The sequence below is a fragment of the Prosthecobacter sp. genome (assembly GCF_034366625.1).
In the GTDB taxonomy this organism is placed as follows: Bacteria; Verrucomicrobiota; Verrucomicrobiia; order Verrucomicrobiales; family Verrucomicrobiaceae; genus Prosthecobacter.
Genome location: NZ_JAXMIH010000001.1, coordinates 26,970 through 51,755, shown reverse-complemented (window position 1 = coordinate 51,755; position 24,786 = coordinate 26,970). Strand labels below are relative to the sequence as shown.

The 24,786-nt window shown below is 60.4% G+C and carries 27 protein-coding genes; 17 read left to right on the top strand and 10 right to left on the bottom strand.

The annotated features are described in order from the left end of the window. Positions 1 to 30 precede the first annotated feature (30 nt). Genes U1A53_RS00250 through U1A53_RS00240 form a run of 3 tightly spaced genes read left to right on the top strand, consistent with a single transcriptional unit; the run spans position 31 to position 4,322 of the window. Positions 31 to 789, top strand: a complete 759-nt coding sequence (locus U1A53_RS00250) for an ABC transporter permease (RefSeq protein ID WP_322278075.1) — start codon at positions 31 to 33, stop codon at positions 787 to 789. Between the two features lie 38 nt (positions 790 to 827). Continuing rightward, complete coding sequence (locus tag U1A53_RS00245; RefSeq protein WP_322278074.1) at positions 828 to 2,903, top strand: GldG family protein; 2,076 nt, start codon at positions 828 to 830, stop codon at positions 2,901 to 2,903. A gap of 36 nt (positions 2,904 to 2,939) precedes the next feature. Next, positions 2,940 to 4,322: a DUF4340 domain-containing protein gene (locus U1A53_RS00240; protein ID WP_322278072.1), complete on the top strand. Its 1,383-nt coding sequence runs from the start codon at positions 2,940 to 2,942 to the stop codon at positions 4,320 to 4,322. Positions 4,323 to 4,418: 96 nt separating this feature from the next. On the opposite strand, the gene U1A53_RS00235 is transcribed toward U1A53_RS00240, so the two are convergent. Continuing rightward, the gene (locus U1A53_RS00235) at positions 4,419 to 5,354 is read right to left on the bottom strand and encodes an endonuclease/exonuclease/phosphatase family protein (RefSeq protein WP_322278071.1); all 936 of its coding nucleotides are present in this window, start codon (positions 5,352 to 5,354) and stop codon (positions 4,419 to 4,421) included. A 129-nt stretch (positions 5,355 to 5,483) separates the two neighbouring features. On the opposite strand from U1A53_RS00235, the gene fabG reads away from it, so the two are divergent. Continuing rightward, positions 5,484 to 6,230 carry a 3-oxoacyl-[acyl-carrier-protein] reductase gene (fabG, locus tag U1A53_RS00230; RefSeq protein ID WP_322278069.1) on the top strand — a complete coding sequence of 249 codons (747 nt, stop codon included), beginning with the start codon at positions 5,484 to 5,486 and terminating at the stop codon, positions 6,228 to 6,230. A gap of 3 nt (positions 6,231 to 6,233) precedes the next feature. Here the strand turns inward: fabG and U1A53_RS00225 are convergent, their stop codons facing one another. From U1A53_RS00225 to U1A53_RS00210, 4 genes are all read right to left on the bottom strand, one after another. After that, positions 6,234 to 7,061 (bottom strand): CPBP family intramembrane glutamic endopeptidase, encoded by an 828-nt coding sequence (locus U1A53_RS00225; RefSeq protein ID WP_322278067.1) that lies wholly within the window; start codon positions 7,059 to 7,061, stop codon positions 6,234 to 6,236. Between the two features lie 2 nt (positions 7,062 to 7,063). Then, positions 7,064 to 8,095, bottom strand: a complete 1,032-nt coding sequence (sppA, locus tag U1A53_RS00220) for a signal peptide peptidase SppA (protein ID WP_322278065.1) — start codon at positions 8,093 to 8,095, stop codon at positions 7,064 to 7,066. Positions 8,096 to 8,202: 107 nt separating this feature from the next. Beyond that, complete coding sequence (galU, locus tag U1A53_RS00215; protein WP_322278063.1) at positions 8,203 to 9,075, bottom strand: UTP--glucose-1-phosphate uridylyltransferase GalU; 873 nt, start codon at positions 9,073 to 9,075, stop codon at positions 8,203 to 8,205. A gap of 2 nt (positions 9,076 to 9,077) precedes the next feature. Continuing rightward, the gene (locus U1A53_RS00210; RefSeq protein ID WP_322278060.1) at positions 9,078 to 10,568 is read right to left on the bottom strand and encodes a hypothetical protein; all 1,491 of its coding nucleotides are present in this window, start codon (positions 10,566 to 10,568) and stop codon (positions 9,078 to 9,080) included. 110 nt (positions 10,569 to 10,678) lie between these two features. Here U1A53_RS00210 and U1A53_RS00205 point away from each other — a divergent pair, with 110 nt between their 5' ends. Together U1A53_RS00205 and U1A53_RS00200 are read left to right on the top strand one after the other, a co-directional pair. Then, the gene (locus U1A53_RS00205) at positions 10,679 to 12,001 is read left to right on the top strand and encodes a glutamate--tRNA ligase family protein (RefSeq protein ID WP_322278058.1); all 1,323 of its coding nucleotides are present in this window, start codon (positions 10,679 to 10,681) and stop codon (positions 11,999 to 12,001) included. Positions 12,002 to 12,029: 28 nt separating this feature from the next. Continuing rightward, a complete protein-coding gene (locus U1A53_RS00200; protein ID WP_322278056.1) occupies positions 12,030 to 12,446 on the top strand; it encodes a hypothetical protein in 417 nt (138 codons plus the stop codon). Between the two features lie 17 nt (positions 12,447 to 12,463). Here U1A53_RS00200 and cutA (U1A53_RS00195) read toward each other — a convergent pair whose 3' ends face one another. Beyond that, positions 12,464 to 12,604, bottom strand: coding sequence for a divalent cation tolerance protein CutA (cutA, locus tag U1A53_RS00195; protein ID WP_322278054.1), 141 nt, complete (start codon positions 12,602 to 12,604; stop codon positions 12,464 to 12,466). Positions 12,605 to 12,734: 130 nt separating this feature from the next. Between cutA (U1A53_RS00195) and U1A53_RS00190 the strand changes: the two genes are divergently transcribed. Continuing rightward, complete coding sequence (locus tag U1A53_RS00190) at positions 12,735 to 12,956, top strand: DUF433 domain-containing protein (protein WP_322278052.1); 222 nt, start codon at positions 12,735 to 12,737, stop codon at positions 12,954 to 12,956. Between the two features lie 2 nt (positions 12,957 to 12,958). Continuing rightward, positions 12,959 to 13,276: a hypothetical protein gene (locus U1A53_RS00185; protein WP_322278050.1), complete on the top strand. Its 318-nt coding sequence runs from the start codon at positions 12,959 to 12,961 to the stop codon at positions 13,274 to 13,276. A gap of 17 nt (positions 13,277 to 13,293) precedes the next feature. Here the strand turns inward: U1A53_RS00185 and cutA (U1A53_RS00180) are convergent, their stop codons facing one another. After that, the gene (gene cutA / locus U1A53_RS00180) at positions 13,294 to 13,614 is read right to left on the bottom strand and encodes a divalent-cation tolerance protein CutA (protein ID WP_322278048.1); all 321 of its coding nucleotides are present in this window, start codon (positions 13,612 to 13,614) and stop codon (positions 13,294 to 13,296) included. Positions 13,615 to 13,626: 12 nt separating this feature from the next. Here cutA (U1A53_RS00180) and U1A53_RS00175 point away from each other — a divergent pair, with 12 nt between their 5' ends. From U1A53_RS00175 to U1A53_RS00150, 6 genes are all read left to right on the top strand, one after another. Beyond that, entirely contained in the window at positions 13,627 to 14,790 is a 1,164-nt protein-coding gene (locus U1A53_RS00175) for an ATP-binding protein (protein WP_322278045.1), read from the top strand. Positions 14,791 to 14,898: 108 nt separating this feature from the next. Then, positions 14,899 to 15,186 carry an SWIB/MDM2 domain-containing protein gene (locus tag U1A53_RS00170; RefSeq protein ID WP_322278043.1) on the top strand — a complete coding sequence of 96 codons (288 nt, stop codon included), beginning with the start codon at positions 14,899 to 14,901 and terminating at the stop codon, positions 15,184 to 15,186. Positions 15,187 to 15,387: 201 nt separating this feature from the next. Then, entirely contained in the window at positions 15,388 to 16,143 is a 756-nt protein-coding gene (kdsB, locus tag U1A53_RS00165) for a 3-deoxy-manno-octulosonate cytidylyltransferase (RefSeq protein WP_322278041.1), read from the top strand. Positions 16,144 to 16,177: 34 nt separating this feature from the next. Continuing rightward, complete coding sequence (locus U1A53_RS00160) at positions 16,178 to 17,797, top strand: CTP synthase (RefSeq protein WP_322278039.1); 1,620 nt, start codon at positions 16,178 to 16,180, stop codon at positions 17,795 to 17,797. A 90-nt stretch (positions 17,798 to 17,887) separates the two neighbouring features. Continuing rightward, the gene (locus U1A53_RS00155) at positions 17,888 to 18,634 is read left to right on the top strand and encodes a Bax inhibitor-1/YccA family protein (protein ID WP_322278037.1); all 747 of its coding nucleotides are present in this window, start codon (positions 17,888 to 17,890) and stop codon (positions 18,632 to 18,634) included. A gap of 38 nt (positions 18,635 to 18,672) precedes the next feature. After that, positions 18,673 to 19,368 carry a hypothetical protein gene (locus U1A53_RS00150; protein WP_322278034.1) on the top strand — a complete coding sequence of 232 codons (696 nt, stop codon included), beginning with the start codon at positions 18,673 to 18,675 and terminating at the stop codon, positions 19,366 to 19,368. Positions 19,369 to 19,405: 37 nt separating this feature from the next. Here U1A53_RS00150 and U1A53_RS00145 read toward each other — a convergent pair whose 3' ends face one another. After that, positions 19,406 to 20,806 (bottom strand): MBL fold metallo-hydrolase, encoded by a 1,401-nt coding sequence (locus U1A53_RS00145; RefSeq protein WP_322278032.1) that lies wholly within the window; start codon positions 20,804 to 20,806, stop codon positions 19,406 to 19,408. A gap of 106 nt (positions 20,807 to 20,912) precedes the next feature. On the opposite strand from U1A53_RS00145, the gene U1A53_RS00140 reads away from it, so the two are divergent. Together U1A53_RS00140 and U1A53_RS00135 are read left to right on the top strand one after the other, a co-directional pair. Beyond that, on the top strand, positions 20,913 to 21,986 hold the full coding sequence (locus U1A53_RS00140; protein ID WP_322278030.1) for a hypothetical protein: 1,074 nt from the start codon (positions 20,913 to 20,915) through the stop codon (positions 21,984 to 21,986). A gap of 20 nt (positions 21,987 to 22,006) precedes the next feature. Next, positions 22,007 to 23,053, top strand: coding sequence for a hypothetical protein (locus tag U1A53_RS00135; RefSeq protein ID WP_322278028.1), 1,047 nt, complete (start codon positions 22,007 to 22,009; stop codon positions 23,051 to 23,053). Positions 23,054 to 23,056: 3 nt separating this feature from the next. Here the strand turns inward: U1A53_RS00135 and U1A53_RS00130 are convergent, their stop codons facing one another. Together U1A53_RS00130 and U1A53_RS00125 are read right to left on the bottom strand one after the other, a co-directional pair. Next, positions 23,057 to 24,010, bottom strand: a complete 954-nt coding sequence (locus U1A53_RS00130) for an endonuclease/exonuclease/phosphatase family protein (protein WP_322278025.1) — start codon at positions 24,008 to 24,010, stop codon at positions 23,057 to 23,059. Positions 24,011 to 24,029: 19 nt separating this feature from the next. After that, complete coding sequence (locus tag U1A53_RS00125) at positions 24,030 to 24,290, bottom strand: twin-arginine translocase TatA/TatE family subunit (protein ID WP_322278023.1); 261 nt, start codon at positions 24,288 to 24,290, stop codon at positions 24,030 to 24,032. Between the two features lie 185 nt (positions 24,291 to 24,475). Here U1A53_RS00125 and U1A53_RS00120 point away from each other — a divergent pair, with 185 nt between their 5' ends. After that, a complete protein-coding gene (locus U1A53_RS00120; protein ID WP_322278021.1) occupies positions 24,476 to 24,784 on the top strand; it encodes a Dabb family protein in 309 nt (102 codons plus the stop codon). Positions 24,785 to 24,786: the final 2 nt, after the last annotated feature.

Below are 24,786 nucleotides of genomic sequence, written 5' to 3'. Positions count from 1 at the left end.
ATCATTCCCCCCAACCCAATTCTACTCAACATGAGCAACCGCGACATTCAAAACACCGTGGCCGTCTTCAAACGGGAGTTTCTGGCCTACTTCAATTCGCCCGTGCTTTACGTCATCGTCGTCATCTTCCTGCTGGCGTCGATGGGCTTTCCCTTCTTCTTCTCACGCATCCTCGACAGCGAGGACGTTTCGTTGACGGAACGCTTCTTCGTCTGGCATCCATGGATTTACACCGTGCTCGCGCCCGCCGTCGGCATGCGCCTTTGGTCAGAAGAGCACCGTCTCGGCACGATTGAGCTGTTGCTGACCATGCCGGTGTCACCCTGGCAGGCCATTCTCGGCAAATTCTTCGCCGCCTCGTGCGTCTGGCTCATCGGCCTCACACTGACCTTCCCCATCGTGTGGACCGTCTGCTACCTCGGTGATCCTGACATGGGCCCGATCATCAGCGGCTACATCGCCAGCTACCTTTACGCGCTGGCCTGCCTCTCCGTCACCTGCGCGGTGAGCGCCATCACGCGCAGCCAGGTGGTGTGCTTCATCGTCAGCGTGGCCTTCTGCATGGTCATAGCCCTCATCGGCGATCCGGGCGTCACACACACCATCGTCAGCACGGTTCCGGACTGGGCGGAGGGTGTCGTGCGGTTCATCAGCTACTTCAGCTTCATGGATCACTTCTATGAGCTGACCAAGGGCATTTTTGTCTTCCGCGATGTGCTCTACTTCCTCTCCGTCATCGTCGTGACTCTCTTCATCACCAACCAGGCACTGCGTGCCAAACGCGCCTGATTTTGGCATCAAACCAACCCAACACCTGATTTGACACCATGAGCGTGAATCTCAACAGCAAGCAAGCCACCACCGGCATCACCGCCGTCCTGGTGATCGCCATTATCGTCGTCCTGAACTTCCTCGTCGGCGGCCTCGGTTTCGGCAACTTCCGTATCGACCTCACCGAGGACCGCATCTACACCCTCTCCCAGGGCACGAAGAACATTCTCAGCCGTCTCAACGAGGATGAGCCGGTCACCATCCGTTATTACTACACCACGGATGACCGCGTGATGCCGAACGTCCTCAAGCCGCATGTGCGGGCCGTGGAGGATCTCCTGCTGGAACTCGTGAAGGCCTCCGGCGACAAGATCATCCTCGAAACCATCCACCCGAATCCGAACACGGAGGAGGAGGACAAGGCGCGTGAGGATGAAATCCAGGACATGGGGCCCGTGAACCAGGAGGGGGATAAAATCTACCTCGGTCTCGCCATCCAGTGCCTGGATCAGAAGGAGGTCATCCCCTTCCTCAATCCGCCGGCACCGAATGAAGGCTCCGCCGTCGAGTATGACATCGCCCGCGCCATTTCGAAGGTCATCAAGCCGGCGAAAAACGTCGTCGGCGTCATGAGTTCCATTCCAGTCATGGGTTCGCCCATGTATCCGTTCCAAAAACAACGCGGGCAGGAGCCCTGGGTGGTCGTTCAGCAGCTTCGTGCCGACTATGAGGTCGTCGAGGTGCCGATGGGAACCGACAAGATCGACTCCAACATCAAGGTGCTCCTCGTGTTGCATCCGGCGGACATCATGGAAAGCGCCGAATACGCCATCGACCAGTTCCTGCTTGGCGGCGGCAAGGTCATCGCCCTCGTCGATCCAAACAGCGTCGTCGCCCAGGCCTTCAGTGGTCAGCAGAATCCGATGACCGGCCAGCCCGGCGGCCAGATCAACACCGCCTCCGACCTGAAAAATCTCTTCAAGTCCTGGGGCATCGGTTTCAAGAACGACATGGTCGTCGCCGACATGAACTACCGCGGCATGCTGCAAGGTCGCAACAACCCCACCGCGCTGCAACTGCCTGCGGCAGCCATCAGCCGCGAGGATCGCATCACCTCTGGCCTCAACTCGCTCACCATGGTCACCTCCGGTTCGTTCAGCATCGACAAACGTGACGGCATTGACGCTGACACCCTGGTCACCAGCTCGGAAGAATCTGCCATGATCGACATCGCTGATGCGGAAAAAGCGCGTTCGCCGCAGGGTCTCACCACCTTCAATTCCGGTGGTCGCAAGCAGATCCTCGCCGTCCGTTTGACCGGCAAATTTAAAACCGCCTTCCCGGACGGCAAACCTACCAAGGCCCCGGGCAAACCTGACACGGGCGGTGCTCAAGACGAAGCGAAGCCCGCGCCTGTCACAGTCACCACGCCGCCGGTAGCTGTTCCCGCCGCCGCTCCCACCCCGGCTACTGCACCTGTGGCAGCTCCCGCTGCTGTACCGTCCGCCGCACCTGCACCAGCGGCTGAGAAGAAAGAAGAGCCGAAGAAGGACGACGGTTCCCTCAAGGAATCCGCCAACAGTGAAGGTGTCGTCATCCTCTTCGCCGATGTGGACATGCTCTATGACGCCTTTTGCGTGCAGCAGGATCCCATGACCGGCATGCTCGTTTCCCGCACCGGCAATCTGCCGGCGATCTTGAACGCCGTGGAAGTCCTCTCCGGTGGTGGCGATCTCCTTCAGGTGCGCAACCGCAAGTCCGCCGTGCGTCCCTTCAGCACCATCAAGGAAATGCGCGAGAAGGTGGAAAGCCGTTTCCGCCCGCAGTTGATGGCCTTGGAGGCCGAGCGCCAGAAAACTGCCGAGAAAATGGGCTCTCTGCGCCTGAAGCGCGATTCCAAAGGCAAGGGCTTCATTGTCGATCCTCAGCAGCAGAAGGACCTCGAGGCACTCATGCAGAACGATGTCGATCTCTCCCGCAAGGTGCGCGACATCAAGAAGGAGCAGAACAAGGAGATCGAGTACACCAAGACCATGCTCAAATGGCTGAATTTCCTCGCCGTGCCGCTGCTCGTCAGTTGCGCCGGCATCCTGCTCGCCATCCGCCGTCGTGCCGTCACCGCCGCGGTTTGATTCATCCCCTCATTTCCAATCCTGTTTTTACACACCATGAAAAAGATCATCATTCTGCTCGTCGTGCTCGTCGCGCTCGTCGGAGCCGCTCTTTATCAGCAGAAGGACCGCAAATCCCGTCTCAGCACCGGTTCCCGCAAGGGCACGGACTTGCGCGAGCTGCTCATTCCTGACTTCGACGTGAACAGCGTCCAGAAAATCCGCATCAAGGATGCCCAGGACGAGGTCAACGTTGTCCTCAGCGGCACCACCTGGACCGTCGCCGAGCGCGGCGGTTATGAGGCCAGCTTCGACAAGATCAGCCGCGCCCTCCTCGCCCTCAAGGAGCAGAAGATCAGCCGCAAGCAGTTCGTCGGCAAGGAATCCTGGGGCAAGGTCGGCGTTCAGCCTCCCGGCGAGCCCAATGCCTACGGCATCGGCACCCTCGTCGAACTGCTCGACACCAAGGGCAACATCAAGAAGTCCCTCGTCCTCGGCGGCAACGTCACCAGTTCTGGCAATCAGAACGCTTCCCCCTTCGGTGGCAACAGCGAGCGTCTCGTGCGCATGGTGAACCCAGACGACGGCGAAACCATCTGGACCGTGGGCAACACCTTCGCCGACCTCGAAAGCAAGGCCGACACCTGGCTGGAGAAGGCCTTCTTCGACGTGCAGAAGGTCAAGTCCGTCGAAGTCACCGCCGCCAAACCCGAAGACTCCTGGAAAGCCTCCCGCCCCGATGCCGAGGCCACCGAGTTCACCCTCGAAGGGGCCAAGCCCGGCGAAAAACTCGACAACGGCAAGACCAACCTCACCAGCCTCCTCTCCAGCCCTACCTTCAACGACGTGCTGGTCAAGGACAAGGCCGCCGCCAGCCTGAAGGACGCCGTGAAGGCGAAGCTCGTCACCTTCGAGGGCTTCACCTACAACGTCCAGGCCGTGAAAAAGAACGTGGACGGCACGGACAAATACTATCTCTCCGTCACCATCAGCGCCGACCTCCCCAAGGAACGCGCCCCCGTGAAGGATGAAAAGCCCGAGGACAAAAAGACCAACGACGAGGCCTTCGCCGCCGAAAAGAAAAAGCAGGAGGAAAAGCTCACTGCTGAGAAGAAACTCGAAGGCTGGGTCTATGAGGTCACCGAATACACCGTGAGCAACCTCCTCAAGAAACGCGGCGAAATTCTTGCCGAGCCGGAGACGAAGGGCTCCCCCGTCGGTGTTCCCGCCACAGGTGGAAGTCCCACCGGCCTGCCCGATGTGAAAAAGATGCTCGAAGGCCTGAAGCCCGCCCCGGCCGCTCCGGGTCTCACCACGCCCGCCTCCCCGCTGCCCGAAGCGCCCAAGCCGGAGATCAAACCCGCGCCTGCTCCCGGAGCCAATCCCGTCACCGGCGAAAAACCTGCCGCCAAACCCGCTGCCGACGCCGCGAAGAAGTAGCCGCGCTTGTCAGAGCACGGCGCAACGCTGCCCCACTATTCACCACGGAGTGATGCCCTTGAGCATCACTCCGTTTTTTCAGTGCAGGTCGAAGCCTTACGGGCCGAAACCAATCTCCACCAGCACCGACCGGTGATCTGAACCCATCGCCGGTCCGATCACACGCTTTCGCACCGTCAGCCCGCCTTTGACCAGCACATGGTCGATGGGAATCATCATCGGCAGGTTCAGACCCCATGTCGGAGGCCAGACAGGATCGACGGAGCTAAATCGCAGGCCGCTTGTTTCGCATAGCAGCCGCATGCCTTCGCACCAGGGCGTGGCATTGAGATCACCGGCCAGGATGACCTCGCCGTTGATGCTGGCTGCGATGGTGCCGATCTGGGAAAGCTGTGAGCGCCACTCCTGCGCACTCAAACCACCCATCGGCGGCATGGGGTGTGTGGCGATGACCGTTAGTGGGCGGCCGAGATGATCGAGATTGAGCAGGACCGTCGGCAAAGCCCAGACCGTGAACCGGCGGACCTCGCTGCTCTTCAATGGCAGGCGCGTGTAGCAGGCGACGCCAAAATTACCATCGTTCATCTCCTCAATACGATGCGGATATTTCACCCGCAGCGGCTCCAGGCTCATGCGCCAGGTGTCGTTCACCTCAAGCAGGCAGACGATGTCCGCGTCTGCCTTCAGCACATGCTCGATGGCGGCGACGTGGTTCTCATTGTCCACCATGACATTGAAGGTCATCACCCGCAGCGGCTTGTCAGCCTTGATCATCGCCGCATCGGAGGTCTGGTGGAAGGCATGAACGATCTGCGCGTTCCACAGCAGCGAGATCAGAGAGGCGAGGACCAGCCAGGTGCGGCGTCGAAACAGAGCGAAGATCAGCACGGCACCACAGGCGAGGATGTATTGCAGACGGAAGTGCGATAGCAGATCAAGCATCCATCCATAGCGCCCCAGACTGCCCAGCCAGGTGCCCGTGAGTGACAGAAAAGCGATGACCTCGCAGAATCCCCCGAAGGAGACGGACATTTTCAAAAGAGAGGGTTTGTCGGCTGGCGGCGCGTCGTCACTCATCGGCAATGGCTGTGACCATGAATGCGATCCGTTCTGGATGCACCTTCTTCTTGCACGGTGATGGCCCCCGTTCATGGATGACACATGGGCAAACTCCAGGATAAAATCGCAGTCGTCACCGGGGCCGGACGCGGCATCGGCAAAGCCATCGCAGAAGCCTTCGCCGCCGAGGGCGCGAAAGTCGCCGTCGTCAGCCGCACACAGGCGAATGCGCAAAGCGCCGCCGATGCCATCAACGCGGCACATCCCGGTGCCGCCAAGGCCTATGCACTTGATGTGGCCGATGGTCCCGCTTGTGCCGAGGTCGGGAAGCAGATTCTCGCTGATTTTGATCACGTGGACATTCTCGTGAACAACGCTGGCGTCACCAAGGACGGCCTGCTTCTGCGCATGAGCGAGGAAGATTGGGACGTCGTGCTCGACACCAACCTCAAAGGCGCCTTCAACATGGTCAAAGCCGTGCAGCGCAGCATCCTGAAGCAAAAAGGCGCGCGCATCATTAACATCAGCTCCGTCATCGGTCTCATCGGCAACGCCGGTCAGGCCAACTACGCCGCCAGCAAGGCCGGACTCATCGGCTTCACGAAGTCGCTCGCCCGTGAGTTCGCCGGACGCGGCGTCACCGCGAACTGCATCTGCCCCGGCTTCATCGCCACCGACATGACGCATGTGCTCAATGATCAGGTGAAGGAGGAGATTTTGAAGAAGATCCCGCTCGGTGATCTCGGTGCCGCCGAAGACATCGCCGCCGCCGCCCTCTACCTCGCCAGCCCGGCCGCACGCTACGTCACCGGTCAGGTGCTTGCCGTTGATGGCGGCATGGTGATGTGAGTTTCACGGCGCATCCAGAAACAGCATTCCGACAATGCTCATCGCGTTGAAGATCGAATGTAGCAGCATCGGCACCAACAGGCAGCCGGTGATCTCGTAGGCGAGGCAGAACAGCACCGCGAGCATCCACAGCGGCAGCAGGCTGCCGACGTGCAGGTGGATGATCGCAAACATGAGTGATGAAGCCAGTGCCGCGAACGGGGCGTCCGTGTAGCGCTTCAACACGCCATACACAAAGCCACGAAACAACGTCTCCTCGGCCAGGGGGGCGATCACCACGGCGGCGATGATCACCAGAATTTTGAAACCGATGCCGCCGGACTCAAACGCCTTCACGGTCTCCTGCGGTTGAAGATCAGGCCAGATGTCCTTCAGCCAGCTCACGGTGGCGGCGGAAACGAGATTGACGGAGATCAGGATGATCACAGTGAACATCAACACCACCATCGCCAGCGACCGCCAGTGCAGGTGCTGCAGGCCGAACAGCTCCGCCGGATTCAATCCGCGCAACCGGTGCAAATAGAGCAGCAGTCCGGCACACACGACGAGATTGAAGGCCATGCTCACCACCAAGCCGCTGTCATTCACGCTCCTGCCACCTTCACCTCCGCTTTGCGGATCCATGGCGATGATGAAAAACAACCCCAGTCCTGCCAGCACCAGCAGATCCGGCACTGCATAAGGCCGCGAGAGCACCTGCCCTTCGTAATTCCACGAGACCTCGGGCCGGTAATGCCGTAGCAGGCGATAGCCGATCAGCGCCAGCGCCGTGGCGAGACTGACAAGGATCGAGAGGTCACGCAGGACCCCCGCTGTGGGAACATCCAGCATGATCAGCGGGCAAAGCTCGGCGGCAGATAGTAGGGCACACCCGGCAGCAGTTTTGGCAGCAGTCCGCTGCTGAGATCGAGCTGAACCTTGGCCGGTTGAGCGTTTGCCTTGGCTGAGGCCATGCCGAAAGCATCAAACAGGCTCATCTCCTGGCGATATTTCACCACGCCGGCATCCGCCGCCTTGCCGAGTTCACGCGCCAGCGCGTACGCATCCTCCACGTAGCCGATCTGATCCACCAGCTTCGCCGTCAGCGCCTCGCGTCCCGTTACTACACGGCCATCGGCCACGTTTTTGAGCTGATCTTTGGGCACGCCGCGCGCCTCCGAGACGATGCCGAGAAAACGATCATACATCTGCGTCACAAGGTTCTGCACATAAGCCTTCTCATCGTCACGCATCGGCCGTGCGCCGCTCAGCGAGTCCTTGAACGCGCCGCTGGTGAAGGTCGTCATCGACAGGCCCACTTTGCCAAACAACTCGCTGTAGTTCATCGTCTCGATGATCACGCCGATGCTCGCCGTGAGCGTCGTCTCGCTCGCCACAATCTTCGTGGCACCGCAGGCGACGTAGTAACCGCCCGAGGCCGCCATCGAGTCCATGTAAACGACCACCGGCTTCTCCTTGGCCGCCTTCTTCACCGCGTTGTAGATGATGTCCGAAGCCGTCACCTCGCCGCCGGGAGAGTTCACGCGCAGCACGATGGCCTTCACGTTTTTGTCCTCCACCGCCTGCTCCAGCGCACGCTTGATCGAGTCCACGCTCGGCATCGCGTTCGAAAAAAGCCCGCCGATGTCCATCGACGAAATAATGCCCTCAAGGTCGATGTGCACGATCTTGTCACGTGTCGGCTTCTTCGCCGTCTCCACGGTGGTTTCATGCAGATGGCGTTTGGGGCGTGCGGTCGAAAACATCGCCTCGCCGCCGACATCCAGGTTCAGCTTGCCCATGAACTGGCCCAGATTCAGGCCAAGGCTCACGACCAGCGCGAGTAGCAGCAGGACGATCAGGCATCCATACGATTTGTTGCTCATAATAGAGCGAAGCTACGCGTCACCACACCCCTTGCCAAGCCGTCAGCGTAAAATTGTGCTTCACAATACCAAAGCATCGCTGACCAGCACATTTTCGAGGCATTGTTTCAAACGAGCGACTTCAAATACTCGCGCAGGGCAGGGGCGATGTCGTCGCGTTGCAGGCCGAAGTGGATGTTGGCCTTGATGAAATCAAGCTTGTTACCGATGTCGTGACGTGCGCCGTCGTAGCGCAGGCCATAAAGTGTTTCCTCGCGCATGAGGCTGGCCATCGCATCGGTGAGCTGGAGTTCGCCGCCTTTGCCGGGCGGTGTTTTGGCGAGGTGGTCAAAGATGCGTGGCGAAAGCACGTAGCGTGCACTGACAGCGAGATTGGACGGCGCCTCCTCGGGTTTCGGCTTCTCGACGAAGGTGGTGGCACGAATGAGGCCGGGGGAGATTTCATTGCCACCGAGAATGCCGTAGCGGCTGACTTTTTCGGGCGGCACTTGTTGCAGCGCGACCGCAGAACCGCCGTGCGTTTCAACGACATCGGCCAGTTGACGTGTGACAGGCTTGTCAATGTAGCTGGTGACGACGGTGTCGCCCAGCAGAACGGCGAAAGGTTCATTGCCGACATGATCGCGGGCATGGAGGATTGCGTCGCCGAGGCCGCCCATTTTTGGCTGCCAGATGAAATGGATGCGTGCCATGGTCTGCATGCGGCGCAGCTCAGCGAGGTCAGCATCGCGGCCTTTGGCGGCGAGTTCGGCCTCGAGATCGAAGGCAGGATGAAAATGCTCCTCAATCGAACGTTTGGAGCGCGAGATGATGATGAGGATGTCCTCGATGCCGGACGCGACGGCTTCTTCGACGACATACTGGATCACCGGCTTGTCCACCAGCGGCAGCATCTCCTTCGGCACGGCCTTGGAGATGGGGAGGAAGCGGGTGCCGTAGCCAGCGGCGGGAATGACAGCTTTGCGGACGCGTTGGGACATGGTCAGTCTTTTTTGAACAATCCTTTGAGGCCTTTGAAGGTGTCGATCAGCTCCTTGGCCTTGTCCTCGATGTCGCCACCAAGAAGCCCCTCCAAACGGCGCTGGATGTCCGGCTTCACCTTCGGATGGGAGAGTGTGCCGGTGATCGTGAGGTCGAAGGAGAGACGACCCTGCTCATCAGAGAAGCCATCGACCACCATGCGGGAGATCGTCTCGCCCAACCCCCGGGAAGCGACGCCGCGCACGACCTGTTCCTTCAAGGCCGGGCCGCAATACAGTCGCGTGAGCAGTGTCTGGTCGTCCTTGGCCATGTCCAGCCAGGAATCCCGCTTCACCGTGACCTCGTAATCGGGCAGCGCGAGGTGGGCGTTGTCGAGAAAGGTCACGCGCTGGTCCTTCGAGAGGATGTGGATATTGAGATCCTGCGCCAGCGGGCCGCCGAGACGGATGCCGCGCAGATCAATGCCGTATTTCATGAGCTTGTCGAGGTTCTCGCCTGCGGCGTCGCCGATGGTGATGTGGCCGCCGAGGGTCGAGCCGCGGTCGATGGTGAGCTTGAGCATCGCGGCGGGCGACCACATCCCCGTGGCAGGATCGGCCGGGTTCACCTCGCCTTCACCATGCAGCCTCATGTCGGCAAAATGCACCTGCTGCATGTTTCCGCCGATCTTCGCCACGCCATCCACCACCACTTTGGCACTCAGACGGGCATGCAGGCGGTTGTGCGCCGCGAGATTATCCGGGTCGATGTCGATATCGGTCAAGGCGAGGCTGAAGTCACTGATGTCGGCGTCGAACTTGGCATCAGCGTCCTGGTTGATGATATGAAAGTGTGCCTGCTCGATGCTGATTTCCTGCAGGGCCAGCCGTGCGGCGCGTGATTTCTCATTCGGCGGCACGTCCACATTGGGGACGGAGGCAATCACCGGCTCGGTGGTTTCCTGCACCAGGGTGGGCTTGCCAGGGGCTAGCGGCACAGTCACCGGTGGTTCGGCCCCAGGTGGAGGCACCGGGATCGCGCGTGGCACGCCATCTGCGGTCAACAGCATGCCTTCCGTGGGCCGCTGAAACAGCCTTTCCAAGGAGCTGCCCTGCGGACTCAGCGTTTCCTGCACTTCCACGCCCATGATGCGCAGCACGCGCGGGTAAACGTCCCGCCGCCACAGCCCGGCCGGCTCCAGTTCGAGGTAAGCCATTTCGATCTCCACCGGCGCATGCTTGAGCGGCGGGCGCGCCTCCAGCGGCGTTCCGGCATACTGGTCACGCGGTGCGATCTTCAGACCGCTGAGTCGAAGCGTCGGCGGCCAGGCAAAGAGCGTGAACACCACGTCATCGAGTTGCACGCGAGCGTTGATGTTCTTCTCCGTCTCCAGCACGAGACGCTCCTTGTTCACGTAGCTTCTCAGCCACCAGGCGCCGCCCAGCGGTGCGGCGACCGCCAGCAGCGTGAACAACCCCAGCAGGATGAGGACAAGGCGGATGATCTTTTTCATGCGGTGAGCATAACCACCGATGCGCGCTTGGAAATTTGAGATTTGAAATTTGCAGCGGCGAATCCCGGCTATTGTCGCCACCCCGTTTCAACCCCTCCGCCCACTTTCCCATGTCCATCCGCGTCCGCTTTGCCCCCTCTCCCACCGGTGATCTCCACGTCGGAGGCGCACGCACGGCCTTGTTTAACTGGCTGATGGCCCGCAAGCACGGCGGCACGTTCGTGCTGCGGGTGGAAGACACCGATGGTGCGCGCAACACGGCTGAAGCGGCGGCGGGCATTCTCAAGGGCATGCGCTGGCTCGGGCTGGACTGGGATGAAGGCCCGGAAGCCGGCGGTGATTGCGGCCCGTATTTCCAAAGCCAACGCAAGGACCTCTACGATGCCTATTTCAAGAAGCTGGAGGACGCTGGACGCGTCTATGCCGAGCACGACGGCGCAATGCGCTTCAAATTCAGCCGCACGGCCATCACCGTGCATGATCTGGTCTGCGGCGATGTGACCTTCGCACCCACCGAGGAGCCGGACATGACGATCCGCCGCCCGGACGGCAGCTACATCTTCCATTTCGTCAATGTCGTCGATGACATCGAGATGCGCATCTCGCACGTCATTCGCGGCGAGGATCATCTGTCGAACACCTGGAAGCACATCGACCTCTTCAACGCCTTCGGTGCCACCGCGCCGACCTACGCGCACATCCCGCTGATTTTGAATCCGGACGGCACCAAGATGAGCAAGCGCGACGAAGGCAGCGCCATCGAGCACAGCTACATGAACGCCGGTTTCCTGCCCGACGCCGTGTTCAATTACCTCTGCATGCTCGGCTGGACGCCGAAGGCCGAGAGCGAAAAACTCTCCCGCACCGAACTCACCGCGCTGTTCGACGCCGACGCCATCCACAGCAGCAACGCGAAGTTCGATCTCAAGAAAGCGCAGTGGTTCAACGCCCAGTACCTGCGCGAACTGAGCCCCGCAGACCTGCTGAAGCACGCGAAGCCGTTCCTGACCGCCAAAGGCCTCGCCTGGACCGATGACGCGTTGGCCGCCGCCGCCGTTCACAGCGTACGCGAGAAGGTCAGCCTGCTCACCGAGCTGCCCGAGTGGGTGCATTACTTCTTCCGCGAGGATTTCCCCTTCGAGGCCGATGTCGTGACCAAACTGAAGGCCAAACCCGAAAACGCCGGCCTGCTCAAGGCCGCCAGCGATCAACTCGCCCAAGCCACCGAATGGACGGAGCAGAGTGTGCATGATGCCGTCGAAGCCGCCGCGAAGGCTTTGAGCGTGAAACCTGGTGCCATGATGCCACTGCTGCGTTTCGCTCTCAGCGGCCAGTCACGCGGGCCGGGTGTCACGACGATTGCGCAGTTGATTGGGAAAGAGAAGACGTTGGCAAGAATTCAGCGGGCGCTGACTGAGGTGCTGGTCGCATAGTTAGACGATATTCCACGCTTCTAGTCATATGTGGCCCTTCAAAAATAAACAGCCGAAGAAATCGGTATTCGACAATCCTCGCTACAAGGAGAATCCAATCTATCTCTTTTTTGAAGACTACATCTTGGACGTAATGGGCCATTTGCCGTCCGATAAGATCGACTCCATCCAGGCAATGAATCTCCAGAAGATATTCTCCACTCAATCGAGCCAGTGGCGAGATGTTATCCGCGAGGTTCTTCATTTATCCGCGACCATCGACATCGCCATTCTCGACCTCTGGATTCGCAACCAAAGCTGCTACGACGATACCAACCAAGGTTATCTCGCTTTCGCCCAGGACTTTACTGACCGCTACATGGCAGACGACAGCAAGATTGATGTATGGCCTGACGGCGCACTAGAGACAGCAAAGGAACGCATCAAACAATACCAATCCCAATGACGTCCAACTGGGGGTCATTATGAAACACTCTCCCCCACCCACTTCGCATAGCTCTCCGCCACCTGCTCCGGTTTGAGCGCCACGATCTCTGGCACGTCGTAGGGAGGCAGTTCACGCAGGCGTGATTCGAAGCGGGGGCCAGGCGGCTGTGTGGCCACGCTCGCCAGAGCGTGGAGGGGCAATGCGTCCGCCACCGGTCGTTCCGCCTTCTGGCGAAAGCAGCCACACAGGCACGCTGTGCCGCACACAAAGGTTGCGGCTCAACGACCGGGCGGCTATTCTCCCACCATGAACGACTGGCAAAAATGCCCTGCGGTGGAACGCGACCCTGAGCGGGTGAGCGGCGCGTGGATTTTCCGAGGGACGCGGGTGCCGGTGCGTGCTTTGTTTGAGAACCTGGAGGATGGCGCAACGGTGGATGACTTTCTCGAATGGTTTCCCGGCGTGCAACGCGCGCAGGTGGAAGCCGTGCTGAAACATGCGGAACGCAGCCTGTTGGTGGCAGCCTGATCATGCGAATTCTGTTCGACCAAGGCACACCCGCGCCGCTGCGCAGACATCTGCACCCGCATCCCGTGGATACGACCGCAGAGCGCGGCTGGTCCATGATCTCCAATGGTGAGCTGTTGAAGTGCGCGGAGGAGAGTGGCTATGAGGTGTTCATCACGACTGACCAGAACCTCTGCTATCAGCAGAACCTCACCGGCCGCCGCATCGGCATCGTGGTGCTGATGGCCACCTCCTGGCCACGCACGCAGCAGCGCATCCCGGAGATTCTCGCCGCCGTCAATCGTGTGCTAGGTGGCGGCTTTGAGGAAGTGGCGCTGTAACGCGCCACGTTGACCCCTTAAACGGCAACACTCTCCCCCACCCACTTCGCATACCCCTCCGTCACCTGCTCCGGCTTGAGCGCCACGATCTCCGGCACGTCGTAGGGATGCAGTTCGCGGAGGCGTGATTCGAAGCGGGGCCAGGCGGCGGGCGTGGTTTTGAAGATGGCGAGCACCTCGGCGGCGGTTTCGACCTTGCCCTCCCAGCGGTAGATGGATTCGATGGCGGGGATGAGATTCACGCAGGCAGCGAGTTGCGATTCCACCAGCGCCGTGCCAGTCTCGCGGGCTTTCCCGAGGTCCGGGAAGGTGCAAAGGACGATCAGGATGTCGTTCATGACCGCCAGTGTATGAGATCTGCCTTCATCGACAAGCTTATCAAACGCATGGACCGCCTCGAACCGGGCGAAGTCCAGGGCATCGTGCTGGAGCTGCTGCGGGAGAAGAAATTTCAGGAGAAGGTGTTCGAGGCGTTGCAGGAGGGCGTCATCCTGCTCGATACCGAGGGCAAGGTGAGCTACGTGAACCGGGCGGCCTGCACGTTTTTCGGCATGCAGCAGGATCAGGTGCTTGGACAACGACTCGCCCAAGGCGTGCGTGGTCTCGACTGGAACGAACTGCTCAAGCCGGGCACGGTGGTGAGCCGCGATCTGGAGGTGTTTTACCCCGAGAACCGCTACCTCAATTTCTACATCACCAGCATCGACGATGACTCGCCGCTGGGCTTCGTGATGCTGATCCGCGATGTCACGGAGACCCGCAAGCGCACCGAGGAACAGCTCGAAAGCGAGCGGCTGAACGCCTTCACGCTCCTGGCGGCCGGAGTAGCGCATGAGCTGGGCAATCCGCTCAATTCGTTGACCATCCACCTCCAACTCCTCGAACGCCGCCTCAAAAAGATGGGCGCGAAGGGCGAAAGCCTGCGCGAGCACCTCGACGTGGCCACGGGCGAGATCCGGCGGCTCGATTTCATCATCGGCCAGTTCCTGGCGGCCATCCGCCCCACGCAGCCGCAGCTCCAGCGCGTGCAGTTGCGCGAGCTGCTGGATGAATGCGTGCGCTTCCTGCAACCGGAGATCGAGCAGTCGAAGGTGAAGCTCAAACTCGATCTGCGGGCCGATTTGCCCGCCATGCCGCTCGATCCCGGCCAGATGAAGCAGGCGGTGTACAATCTCATCCGCAACGCCTGCCAGGCGATGCCGAATGGCGGCACGCTGACGATCAACGGCACCTTTACCGACTACGAGGTGCGCCTGAGCTTTGAAGACACGGGGAAAGGCATCAGCCCCGAGCAGATGGGCAAGCTCTTCCAGCCCTTCGCCACCACCCGCAGCACCGGCACCGGTTTGGGCCTGCTCATTGTGCGCCGCATCATCCGCGAGCATGGCGGCGAGATCGACATCGAAAGCCGCGAAGGTTTGGGCACCCGTGTGAGCCTGTGGCTGCCGCTGGTGGAGAAAAAGGTGCGGCTGCTGGAGGCGGGCGGGGAGGGAATGACGAAAGCAGCAGGATGAATGACGAATTTGCCGCCTAGGCTGGGCGCTGATCGAGATGCCCCCGGACAAAAAGCTCTTTATCACCGCTATTGACCCATACACAGTCAACCTCCAGCATTCCTTCCTATGCCAACCAAACCCAGCACCGATCCAAAACCAGCACGCAAACTGAACCCAGCCCTCTCGAAGCCCGTCCAGCCGGATGAGATTCTCGCGAAGGTGATCGGTTCCACGCCGCTCTCTCGCGGCGAAATGACCAAGAAACTGTGGGAATACATCAAGAAGAACGGCCTGCAGGACCAAACGAAGAAGACCAACATCAACGCTGATGAGGCGCTGAAAGCCGTCTTTGGTGGCAAGAGCCAGGTGACCATGTTTGAGATGACCAAGCTCGTCTCCGCACACGTCAAATAACCGGCAGCCGCAGGTTTCCCTGATATTCAGAAGATTGACCGCCTGAAAATGGCCGTCGTGGTCGGCGTCCCGAAGTGATTCGGGACGCCGATCGCAGTTTTTGGGAACAAGAACTGGCCACTTGGCCGCGCGGCCAATTCGCCCTTGCATCACCCGTCCATCCGCGTCATCTCAGGTGAACCTGCTCGTCACCACTACACCTTGGCAACCTCCGACACTTCACGCACCCTCGTCGCCATTCCTGCCCGCTGGGGATCCACCCGCTTCCCAGGCAAGCCGCTCCACCTCATCGCCGGAAAACCGCTCGTGCAGCACGTCTGGGAGCGCTGCCAGGACTGCAAGCAGGTCGATGACGTGATCATCGCCACGGATGACGCCCGCATTGCTGAGGCGGCCGCCAGTTTCGGTGCCAGGGCCGTTTTGACTTCGCCGGACCATCCCAGCGGCACGGATCGCATCGCTGAAACAGCGAAGTCGTTCCCTGACCACCGCATCATCATCAATGTGCAAGGTGACGAGCCGCTGATCTCCCCGGCCCTCATCGACGAACTGGCCTGCACCATGCGCGACGATCCCAGCATCAAAATGATCACCGCTGCCGCCCCGATTCACGATCCGGCGCAGATCAGCGACGCAAACGTGGTCAAAGTCATCTTCGACACGCATGGCGACGCGCTCTACTTCTCGCGTTCACCGCTGCCTTATGTGCGCACCCCGGAGGCCTGGCCGCGCAGCTACCGCCACCTCGGCATCTATGGCTTCCAGCGCAGCTTCCTCTTCCAGTTCGTCGCCTGGCCGCCGTCACGGCTCGAACAAACCGAGTGCCTGGAGCAGCTTCGCGCCCTCGAAAACGGCTCCCGCATCCGCGTCGTTCTCACGGACGAGCTTTCTCCAGGCGTTGACACGCCGGAGCAGGCCGCCGCCATTGAAAAACATCTGAAAAAACATTCTTCTTGAACTGCGCCCCGGAAACCGCGAACCGAAAACAACCATGAAATACATCTTCGTCACCGGCGGCGTCGTCAGCTCACTCGGCAAAGGCCTGGCCGCCTCCTCCCTCGGCACCCTGCTCGAACTGCGTGGCCTCAAGGTCATCATGCAGAAATTTGACCCGTACCTGAACATCGACCCAGGCACGATGAACCCGTACGAGCATGGCGAGGTGTACGTGCTCGATGACGGTGCCGAGACCGACCTCGACCTGGGCCACTACGAGCGTTTCACGCACACCAACCTTTCCAAGCTCAACAACCTCACCAGCGGCCAGGTGTATCAGAGCGTCCTCGACAAGGAACGTGCCGGCAAATACAAAGGCCGCACCGTGCAGGTCATCCCGCACGTCACCAACGAGATCAAGGCCCGCATGCACGAAGTCGCCGAGAAAATGGGCGGCGATGTCATCATCACCGAAATCGGCGGCACCGTGGGCGACATCGAGGGCCTGCCTTTCCTCGAAGCCATCCGCCAATTCGGCCACGAGGTCGGCCAGGGCAATGTTCTCTTCATCCACGCCACGCTCGTGCCTTACATCAAGGCCGCGCAGGAGCTGAAGACCAAACCCACGCAGCAGAGCATCGCCAAGCTGCGTGAGATCGGCATTGCCCCGCACATCATCCTCTGCCGCACCGAGCATCCGCTCGACCTTGATGTGCGCGAAAAAATCTCTCTCTTCGGCAACGTGCCCATCGAAGCCGTCGTCGAAGTCCGCGACGTCAAACACACCATCTACGAGGTGCCGTTGAAGCTGCACGAGGAGCGCCTCGACGACAACGTCTGCCGCCTGCTCAATCTCACCACACCGCAGCCTGACCTCACCCGCTGGCGCGGCTTCGTCCAGCGCGTCATCCACCCCTCCCATCACGTCCGCATTGGCGTTGTGGGCAAATACATCGAGCTGCAGGACGCCTACAAGAGCATCTACGAATCCCTCACGCACGCCGGCGCCGCCAATGATTGCAAGGTGGACATCGTCCGCGTCGATGCCGAGAGCATCGAAAAGGCCGGTCCCGATCTCTACCTCGCTGGTTTGCAGGGCATCCTCATCCCCGGCGGCTTCGGCGACCGTGGCACGGAAGGGAAAATCACTGCCGCGCGCTACGCCCGCGAGAAAGGCATTCCTTACTTCGGCGTCTGTCTCGGCATGCAGATCGCCGTCATCGAGTTCGCCCGCAACGTTTGCGGTTTGAAGGACGCCACCAGCACCGAGTTTGACAAGGCCACGCCGCATCCCGTCATCAGCCTCATGGAGGAGCAGAAGAAGGTGAAGCAGCTCGGCGGCACCATGCGCCTCGGCTCCTGGGTCACCGATCTCGTCCCCGGCAGCAAGGCCTACGAGTTGTACCACAGCGTCACCATCACCGAGCGTCACCGTCACCGCTACGAGTTCAATTCCGACTACAAGGAGCTCATGGAAGGCAAAGGCATGCTCATCTCCGGCACCTCGCCCAAGGGCGATCTCGCCGAGATCATCGAGCTGCCCGCGCACCCTTACTTCGTCGCCTGCCAGTTCCATCCCGAGTTCCTCAGCAAGCCGAACAACCCGCACCCGCTCTTCTACGGCTTCGTCAAAGCCGCCATGCAGCACCACGCGGTGGCCGATCCGGTGTGCTAAGCGCAAAACCCGGGTGAATTGCGCCAAAGAGGTGGATTGACCAACCCGCCGCGCGTCTTGTAGGCTGCCATCGAAATCAGCCCCACAATCATGCGCACCTCCAATCCCACCCTTGGCGACCACGTCTTCGAGCGTTCACGCACCGGCAATGCCGCCGATGGCGTGATGACCCTCAACGGCACCGTCATTAAAACGGCCATCCTCACGCTGCTGCTCGTCACGGGAGCCAGTTGGAGCTGGAAGATTGCGTTGGAAGGCAACGCGCCTTCCTGGTTTGGCACCGCGCTTACCTTTGGCTGGATCGTTCCCCTGGGGGTGGCTTTGGTCATTTCGTTTGTTCCGAAGACGGCCCCCGCGCTCGCGCCGCTTTATGCCATCACCAAAGGCGTGATCATCGGCATCATCTCCGCGCTTTATGAGAAGCAGTTTGGCGGCATCGTGCTCACGGCCGTCATGATCACCTGCGGCATCCTGTTTGCCCTGCTCGCCGCCTACATGACCGGCATGATCAAGCCCACCGAGAACTTCAAACTCGGTATCTTCGCCGCCACGGGCGGGATTGCGTTGTTCTATCTCGCCGCCTGGGTGCTGGGCATGTTTGGCATCCAGATTCCCGGTTTGTTTGGCAACGGCTGGGTCGGCATCGCCTTCTCCGGCTTCGTCGTCGTCATCGCCGCGCTCAATCTCGTGCTCGATTTCGATTTCATCGAGAATGGCTGTGCATCAGGAGCGCCGAAGCACATGGAATGGTATGCCGCCTTCGGCCTGCTTGTGACGCTCGTCTGGCTCTACCTCGAAATCCTGCGCCTGCTGGCCAAGCTGCGCAGCCGTGATTGAGCTTCTCCCCAATCCCAACTCCAACCTGATCCATCCACATGAAACCGATGTTATTTTTTGGCCTCCTGTTCGCCAGTGCGTCACTGATCCAGGCGAATCCTGAAATCGCCACCATCATCGACCAGGAATACGGAGCAGCCACCTCCGAAGGCATCGTGCTGCTGCAATCGCCCGCCAGCCCCGCCGATCCGGTGCAATGGGCGGTCTATGCGCGTGATCCCTTCCGCCAGGGCGAACTCGTGCGCGCCACGCTCACTGCGGAAAAGAGCGGCTGGGCCCCCAAGGCCAACGGTGCTGGCTCCAAGCTGCTCAGTCGTGTGCCGCCACAGCCGATCGCCTTCAATCGCATTCAATTCCGTTCTTCCGAAGCACGCCGAATCGCGCAGCAGAATGCGGTGCTGGCCAAAACCAACTTTGTCACCGCCGCTTACCAACTCGCTGCCAACGCCACCACCGGAGCGCCGGAGTGGGGCCTCGCGCTCAACGACACCAACGGTGCCGAAGTGGGTTTCATCGTCATCTCCGCCGAAACTGGCGCCGTCATTCATCAGCAATGGAACAACGGCCTGGCCAGCAATGTTCCCGGTGCTCCTGTCACCTCGACCGAACCTGGCTCCCGTGGTGAAAAAGCCGCCGAGGATGTGAAACGCACCGCGCGCCGTGCCTGGGAATGGACCGGCGACACCGGCCTCGAAGTGGGACGGTTCTTCAAAAAGCTGTTCAGGAACGATTGATCCAACCTCGTTGGACACAAGAACCGGCGGTGGTGCTTTAAAGTTCCACCTGCTGGTTTAGCACCGCCACTTCTACGCTGCCGGCGGTATGTTTCACCTCCAGCGCGGCTTTGAGCGCGGATGAGCGCTCCGGCTCGCCGTGGACGAGGAAGACGCGGCTTTTCGGTCCCTGCACGCGATCAAACCAGCCGAGGAGTTCGTCATGGTCGGCGTGGCCGGAGAAGGAGTCGAGGATTTCGACATCGGCGTTCACCTCGAACTCGTCGCCGAGGATGTTCACGTGCTTGTGGCCTTCACGCAGCTTCCAACCGAGGGTGTTTTCGGCGCAGTAGCCGACGAAGAGCAGGATGTTGCGCTCATTCCCGACGTTGTTGCGCAGGTGGTGCAAAATGCGGCCTGATTCAGCCATGCCGGAAGCAGAGATGATGATGGCGGCACCTTTGATGTGATTGAGACTCTTCGATTCATCGACGCTGCGGACGAGTTGCAGCCCCTCGAAGCCGAAGGGGTCGTTGCGCATGAAGATGGCCTCGCGCACGCTGGGTTTGAGGTCATCGATGTGGAGGCGGAAGATTTCCGTGGCCTTCACAGCCAGCGGGCTGTCCACAAAGGTGGGGATGGGCGGGAAACTCTTCTCATGACGCAGATGATCGAGCGTGAAGAGGAGCTGCTGCGTGCGTTCGACGGCGAAGGCGGGGATGATGAGTTTGCCACGTTGCTGGAGAATACGGCGGATGATCTGGCAAAGGTGCTCCTTGGCATTGGTGGACAGCTCGTGATGCCGCCCGCCATAGGTGCTCTCCATGATGACGTAGTCGATGTTCTCGCAGGGCTCGGGATCGAGCAGGAGGTCGTTGTCAGGCCGGCCGATGTCGCCGGAGAACAGCAGCCGTGATTTTTTGCCGGTTTGCTTGTCGTCGATGTCGAGAATGACCTGCGCGGAGCCGAGCACGTGCCCGGCGTCGATGAAGGTCATCTTCACACCGTCGGCGATGATCATCGGGCGGTGGTAACCGATGGAGACGAACTGCCGCAGGCATTTCTCCGCATCGGCCATGGTGTAGCTGGCTTCAAGCAGCGGCAGTTTGTCCTGCTTGCGATGGCGGTTGAGCCAGTTGATGTCGCTTTCATGAATGTGCGCGGCGTCGGGCAGCATGATGCTGCACAGGTCACGTGTGGCCGGTGTGGCGTAGATGTTGCCGATGAAGCCGAGCTTGCAGAGCTGCGGCAGATTGCCGCTGTGGTCGATGTGCGCGTGGGAGAGCACCACCACGTCGATCTTGGCCGGGTCGAAGGGGAAATTGCGGTTGCGCTCGATCGTGTCCTTCCGTCGGCCTTGATACAAACCGCAGTCGAGCAGAATACGCTGGCCGTTGACCTCGATGAGATGCTTGGAGCCGGTGGTGGTGCCGGCCGCGCCGCAGAAGGAAAGTTTCATGGTGATGGGATACGAACCAGAGACGCGCCGGATGTGCAAGCCACAAGCAGACGATGTTTGAAAAGAAGATGGATCGTGGCAAGAATGCGCGTCTTTTATGTCCACCATGCGCCCGTTCCTTCTCCTTGCCTTCCTTCTTCAGTCCGCCGCCGCCGCCGAATGGACCATCTCCACCTTTGCCGGCACCGGCATCAAAGGCGGCAGTGGTGATGGCGGCCCCGCCACTGCGGCTCAGATCGACAATCCCTTCGGCGTCGTGCGCGGACCGGATGGCGCGATCTGGTTCTGCGAGTACACCGGCCAGCGCATCCGCCGCGTGGCTCCTGACGGGACGATCAGCACCATCGCGGGCACGGGAGCCAAAGGTTACAGCGGCGATGGCGGTCCCGCATTGCAGGCCACCTTCAATCTGCCGCATGAGCTGCGCTTCGACGCGAAAGGCGACCTTTACATCGTGGACATGACGAATCATGCCGTGCGCAAGATCGACATGACGACCAAGATCATCACCACCATCGCAGGCAATGGCAAACCCGGCTACAGCGGCGACGGCGGCCCGGCGAAGGACGCGCAGTTCAAGCAACCGCACAGCATTCAGTTTGGCCCTGATGGCAGTCTTTACGTTTGCGACATCGGCAACAACGTGATCCGCAAGATCGACATGAAAACCGGCGCGATCAGCGCCTTCGCCGGCACCGGCAAACCCGGTGTGACACCGGATGGCGCTCCGATTGCGGGCACGCCGCTCAAGGGGCCACGCTCGATGGATTTCGACAAGCAGGGCAATCTTTGGATCGTGACGCGTGAGGGCAATCAGGTTCTCAAGTTCGATCTCAAGGCCGATAAAATCTTCCACATCGCCGGAACGGGAGCCAAAGGCTTCACCGGCAACGGCGGCCCTGCGAAACTCGCGACGCTTAGTGGACCGAAGGGGATCTCGATTGATGCCGATGGCAACGCCTGGCTCGCCGATTGCGAAAGCCACAGCATCCGCATGGTGAATGCCAAGACCGGCAATCTCGAACTCATCGCCGGACTCAATCAGAAAGGTGATGGCCCCGATGGCGACCCGTTGCAATGCAAGATGGCCCGCCCGCACGGTGTCTTTTGCGATGCCGACGGCACCGTGTTCATCGGCGACAGTGAATCGCACCGCGTGCGCCTGCTGAAGAAGAAATAAACCCCTCAACCGATACCATCATGAATTTCCGCCTCTTCTGCGCCTCGTTTTTCCTTCCCTTCATTGTTCACGCCGATCAAATCGTCCTTGTCGCTGGAGGTGAGCAGGATGTCATGGACATTGCTGCCACCGAGGCGCGATTGAAGGAGCCGTTTGGCACCGCGTTTGATTCTGGCGGGCACATGTGGATCGTCGAGATGGTGTCAGGCAATCGCTTGCTCCAAGTCGATGGCGGCGGCGTGATCCAGCATGTGGCCGGGCAACTCAAGCCTGGAGACAGCGGCGATGGCGGCCCTGCCATCCGGGCGCAGTTCAACGGCCCGCACAACCTCGCCATCCTGCCGGATGACAAAGTGCTCATCGGCGACACCTGGAACGGGCGTGTCCGCGTCGTGGACGTGAAGGCGCGCATTGTGAGCACGCTCGAAGGCTGGCAGGCACCGGCGGAAAAGGCACGTGGCAGCGGCCCCTACTGCATCACGCTGAATTTTGACGGCACGAAGCTCCACATCGCCGACCTGCGTCAGGTGCATGAGCTGGACCTCGCCACACACAAAAGCAAAGTGATCGCTGGCAACGGCAAGAAAGGCAAACCCGAGGACGGAGCTGTGGCGGTGGACGCGCCGCTCGTTGATCCGCGTGCCGTGGCCTCCGACCGCCAGGGCAATGTCTATATCCTCGAACGCGGCGGCAACGCACTGCGTGTCGTCGATAAAAACGGCCGCATCCGCACCGTCGTGAATGCCAGCGGCAAAAAAGGCGGGGAAGGGGATGGCGGTCCGGCCTTGGAGGCCACGATGAACGGCCCAAAGCATCTCTGTGTGGACAAGGATGACACCGTCATCATCGCCGATGCCGAGGCGCATCTCGTGCGTCGCTATGTCCCTGCCACTGGCAAGATCGAGCGCGTCGCAGGCACGGGCAAACAAGGCAGCACCGGTGTCGGCGGTGATCCGAGGCAGTGCCAGCTTTCACGTCCTCACGGTGTCACCATTCACCCGCAGTCCGGCGAGCTTTACATCACCGACAGCTACAACAACCGTGTGTTGAAAGTCGTGCGGCAGTGAGGATCAAGGCGCGGCGTCCTTTTTCAAAATCGGCTCCGGGCTGATTTTGATCACCAGCGGGCGATGGTCGCTCGCTTTGTCGAAGTCGCGTGCCGAGTAAATGAAGCACCGGCTGAAGTCGATGTGCGGACGCAGCAGGCGGCTGGTGAAGCAGTAGTCGAGACGGGAATACGTGTCTGCCGCGTCCCAGAAGTGCGTCCAGACCTCGCCATCCTTGTCCTTCAGCCACACGTCCTGCATGGCGGTGTCGCTGGTACGCGGGCTGCCCATGATTTCGCCGATGGCGGGTTCGTTGCGGTGCTCGTTGATGTCGCCATAGGCCAGGATGCGCGCGCCCGGCTCCTTGGTAAAGATTGAGTCGAGGTGCTTGCGCAGCAGGCGCGCCTCATTGCGCCGCATCTGGGCCTGGTCGGCCTCCGTGATCTCGCGCATCGACTTCAAATGCACGCCCACGAAGTGCAGATCAAAGGTGGGCGTGATGGCGATGGTCACATCGAGAATGCCGCGTTGAAACGGCAGTTCGAGAGTGCCGATTTGGTACTTCAGATCGGTCTGTGAGTTGCGTGCTTTGATCGGCAGGCGTGAAAGCAGTGCCAGGCGGCGTGTCACATCGCCACCATGAGCCAGTTCGGTGTGTGGCAGGTCGATCCCGGCGGCCTTGAGGCGTTTTTGCAGGTCGGCGAGATCATCCGCTGTGCCGATCTCGCAGACGCCGAGGATGTCCGGTTTGATGGCAGCGAGAATTTTTACCACGCGAATGCGCTCATCTTCGGGCTTGGGAGCAGATGGCAGCGTCTTGTAGGTCTGCATGTCGAACCGGTCCATGGTGAGCCAGTTCTTCAAGTTGTAGGAGCAGAACGTGAGGCGCTCCGGTCCCTCGGCGGCCAGCAGGGCCGTCGTGATAAAAAAAACGGCGGGCCCGAGGACCCGCCGCACGATTGGAAGCAAAGGGATCATGCCGCTGGAGGCGCTACGATCAGGTATCCTCCACGCTGGCCACTGGCTGGCGCTTTTCTTGTGGCTGCTGGATCTTCGGGGTCTCGGCCTCTTCCTGGGCGTTGTGAAGTTCGTTTTCGAACTCCGTGCGTGCCTTTTTGAACTCACCCATGCTCTTGCCGAGGCTGCGCGCAAAGGTGGGCAGTTTTTTCGCGCCAAACAGCACGAGTACGAGGATGGCGATGATGATCAACTCGGGCGTGCCGAGGGGACCGAAAGCAAGGATTTGGGGGGTGTTCATGATGGTACTAGGTTTGCATTGTTAGTGGTCGTCTGCAACGCGGACTTTCAGTCGTTCCCAGTGGGGCCATCGTCCGTTGAGCGGGGTGAAATCTGCGAAAGCAGACTTCTGCTCCTTTAACGCATCGAAACCGGCAGGATTAGCAATTGCACGCAAGATTTCTGCGACTTACCAGTCCGGCCACCATGATTCACAACGTCTATTTCTGGCTCAAACCCGATCTTACCACCGAACAACGCTCCACTTTCGAGACAGAGCTGATGCACCTGCTCGAAATCGACTATCTGGAACACGGGTTTGCCGGCAAGCCTGCGGACACGGAGAAAAGACCGGTCACCGACCACTCGTTCAGCTACTCGTTGACGCTGCACTTCAAAAACATGCAGGATCATGAATTCTACCAGAAAGACTGCCCGAAGCACAAACGCTTCGTAGATGCGTGCAAGACGTTCTGGGACCGTGTGATGGTCTATGACAGCTCGCCGCTGCACTGATT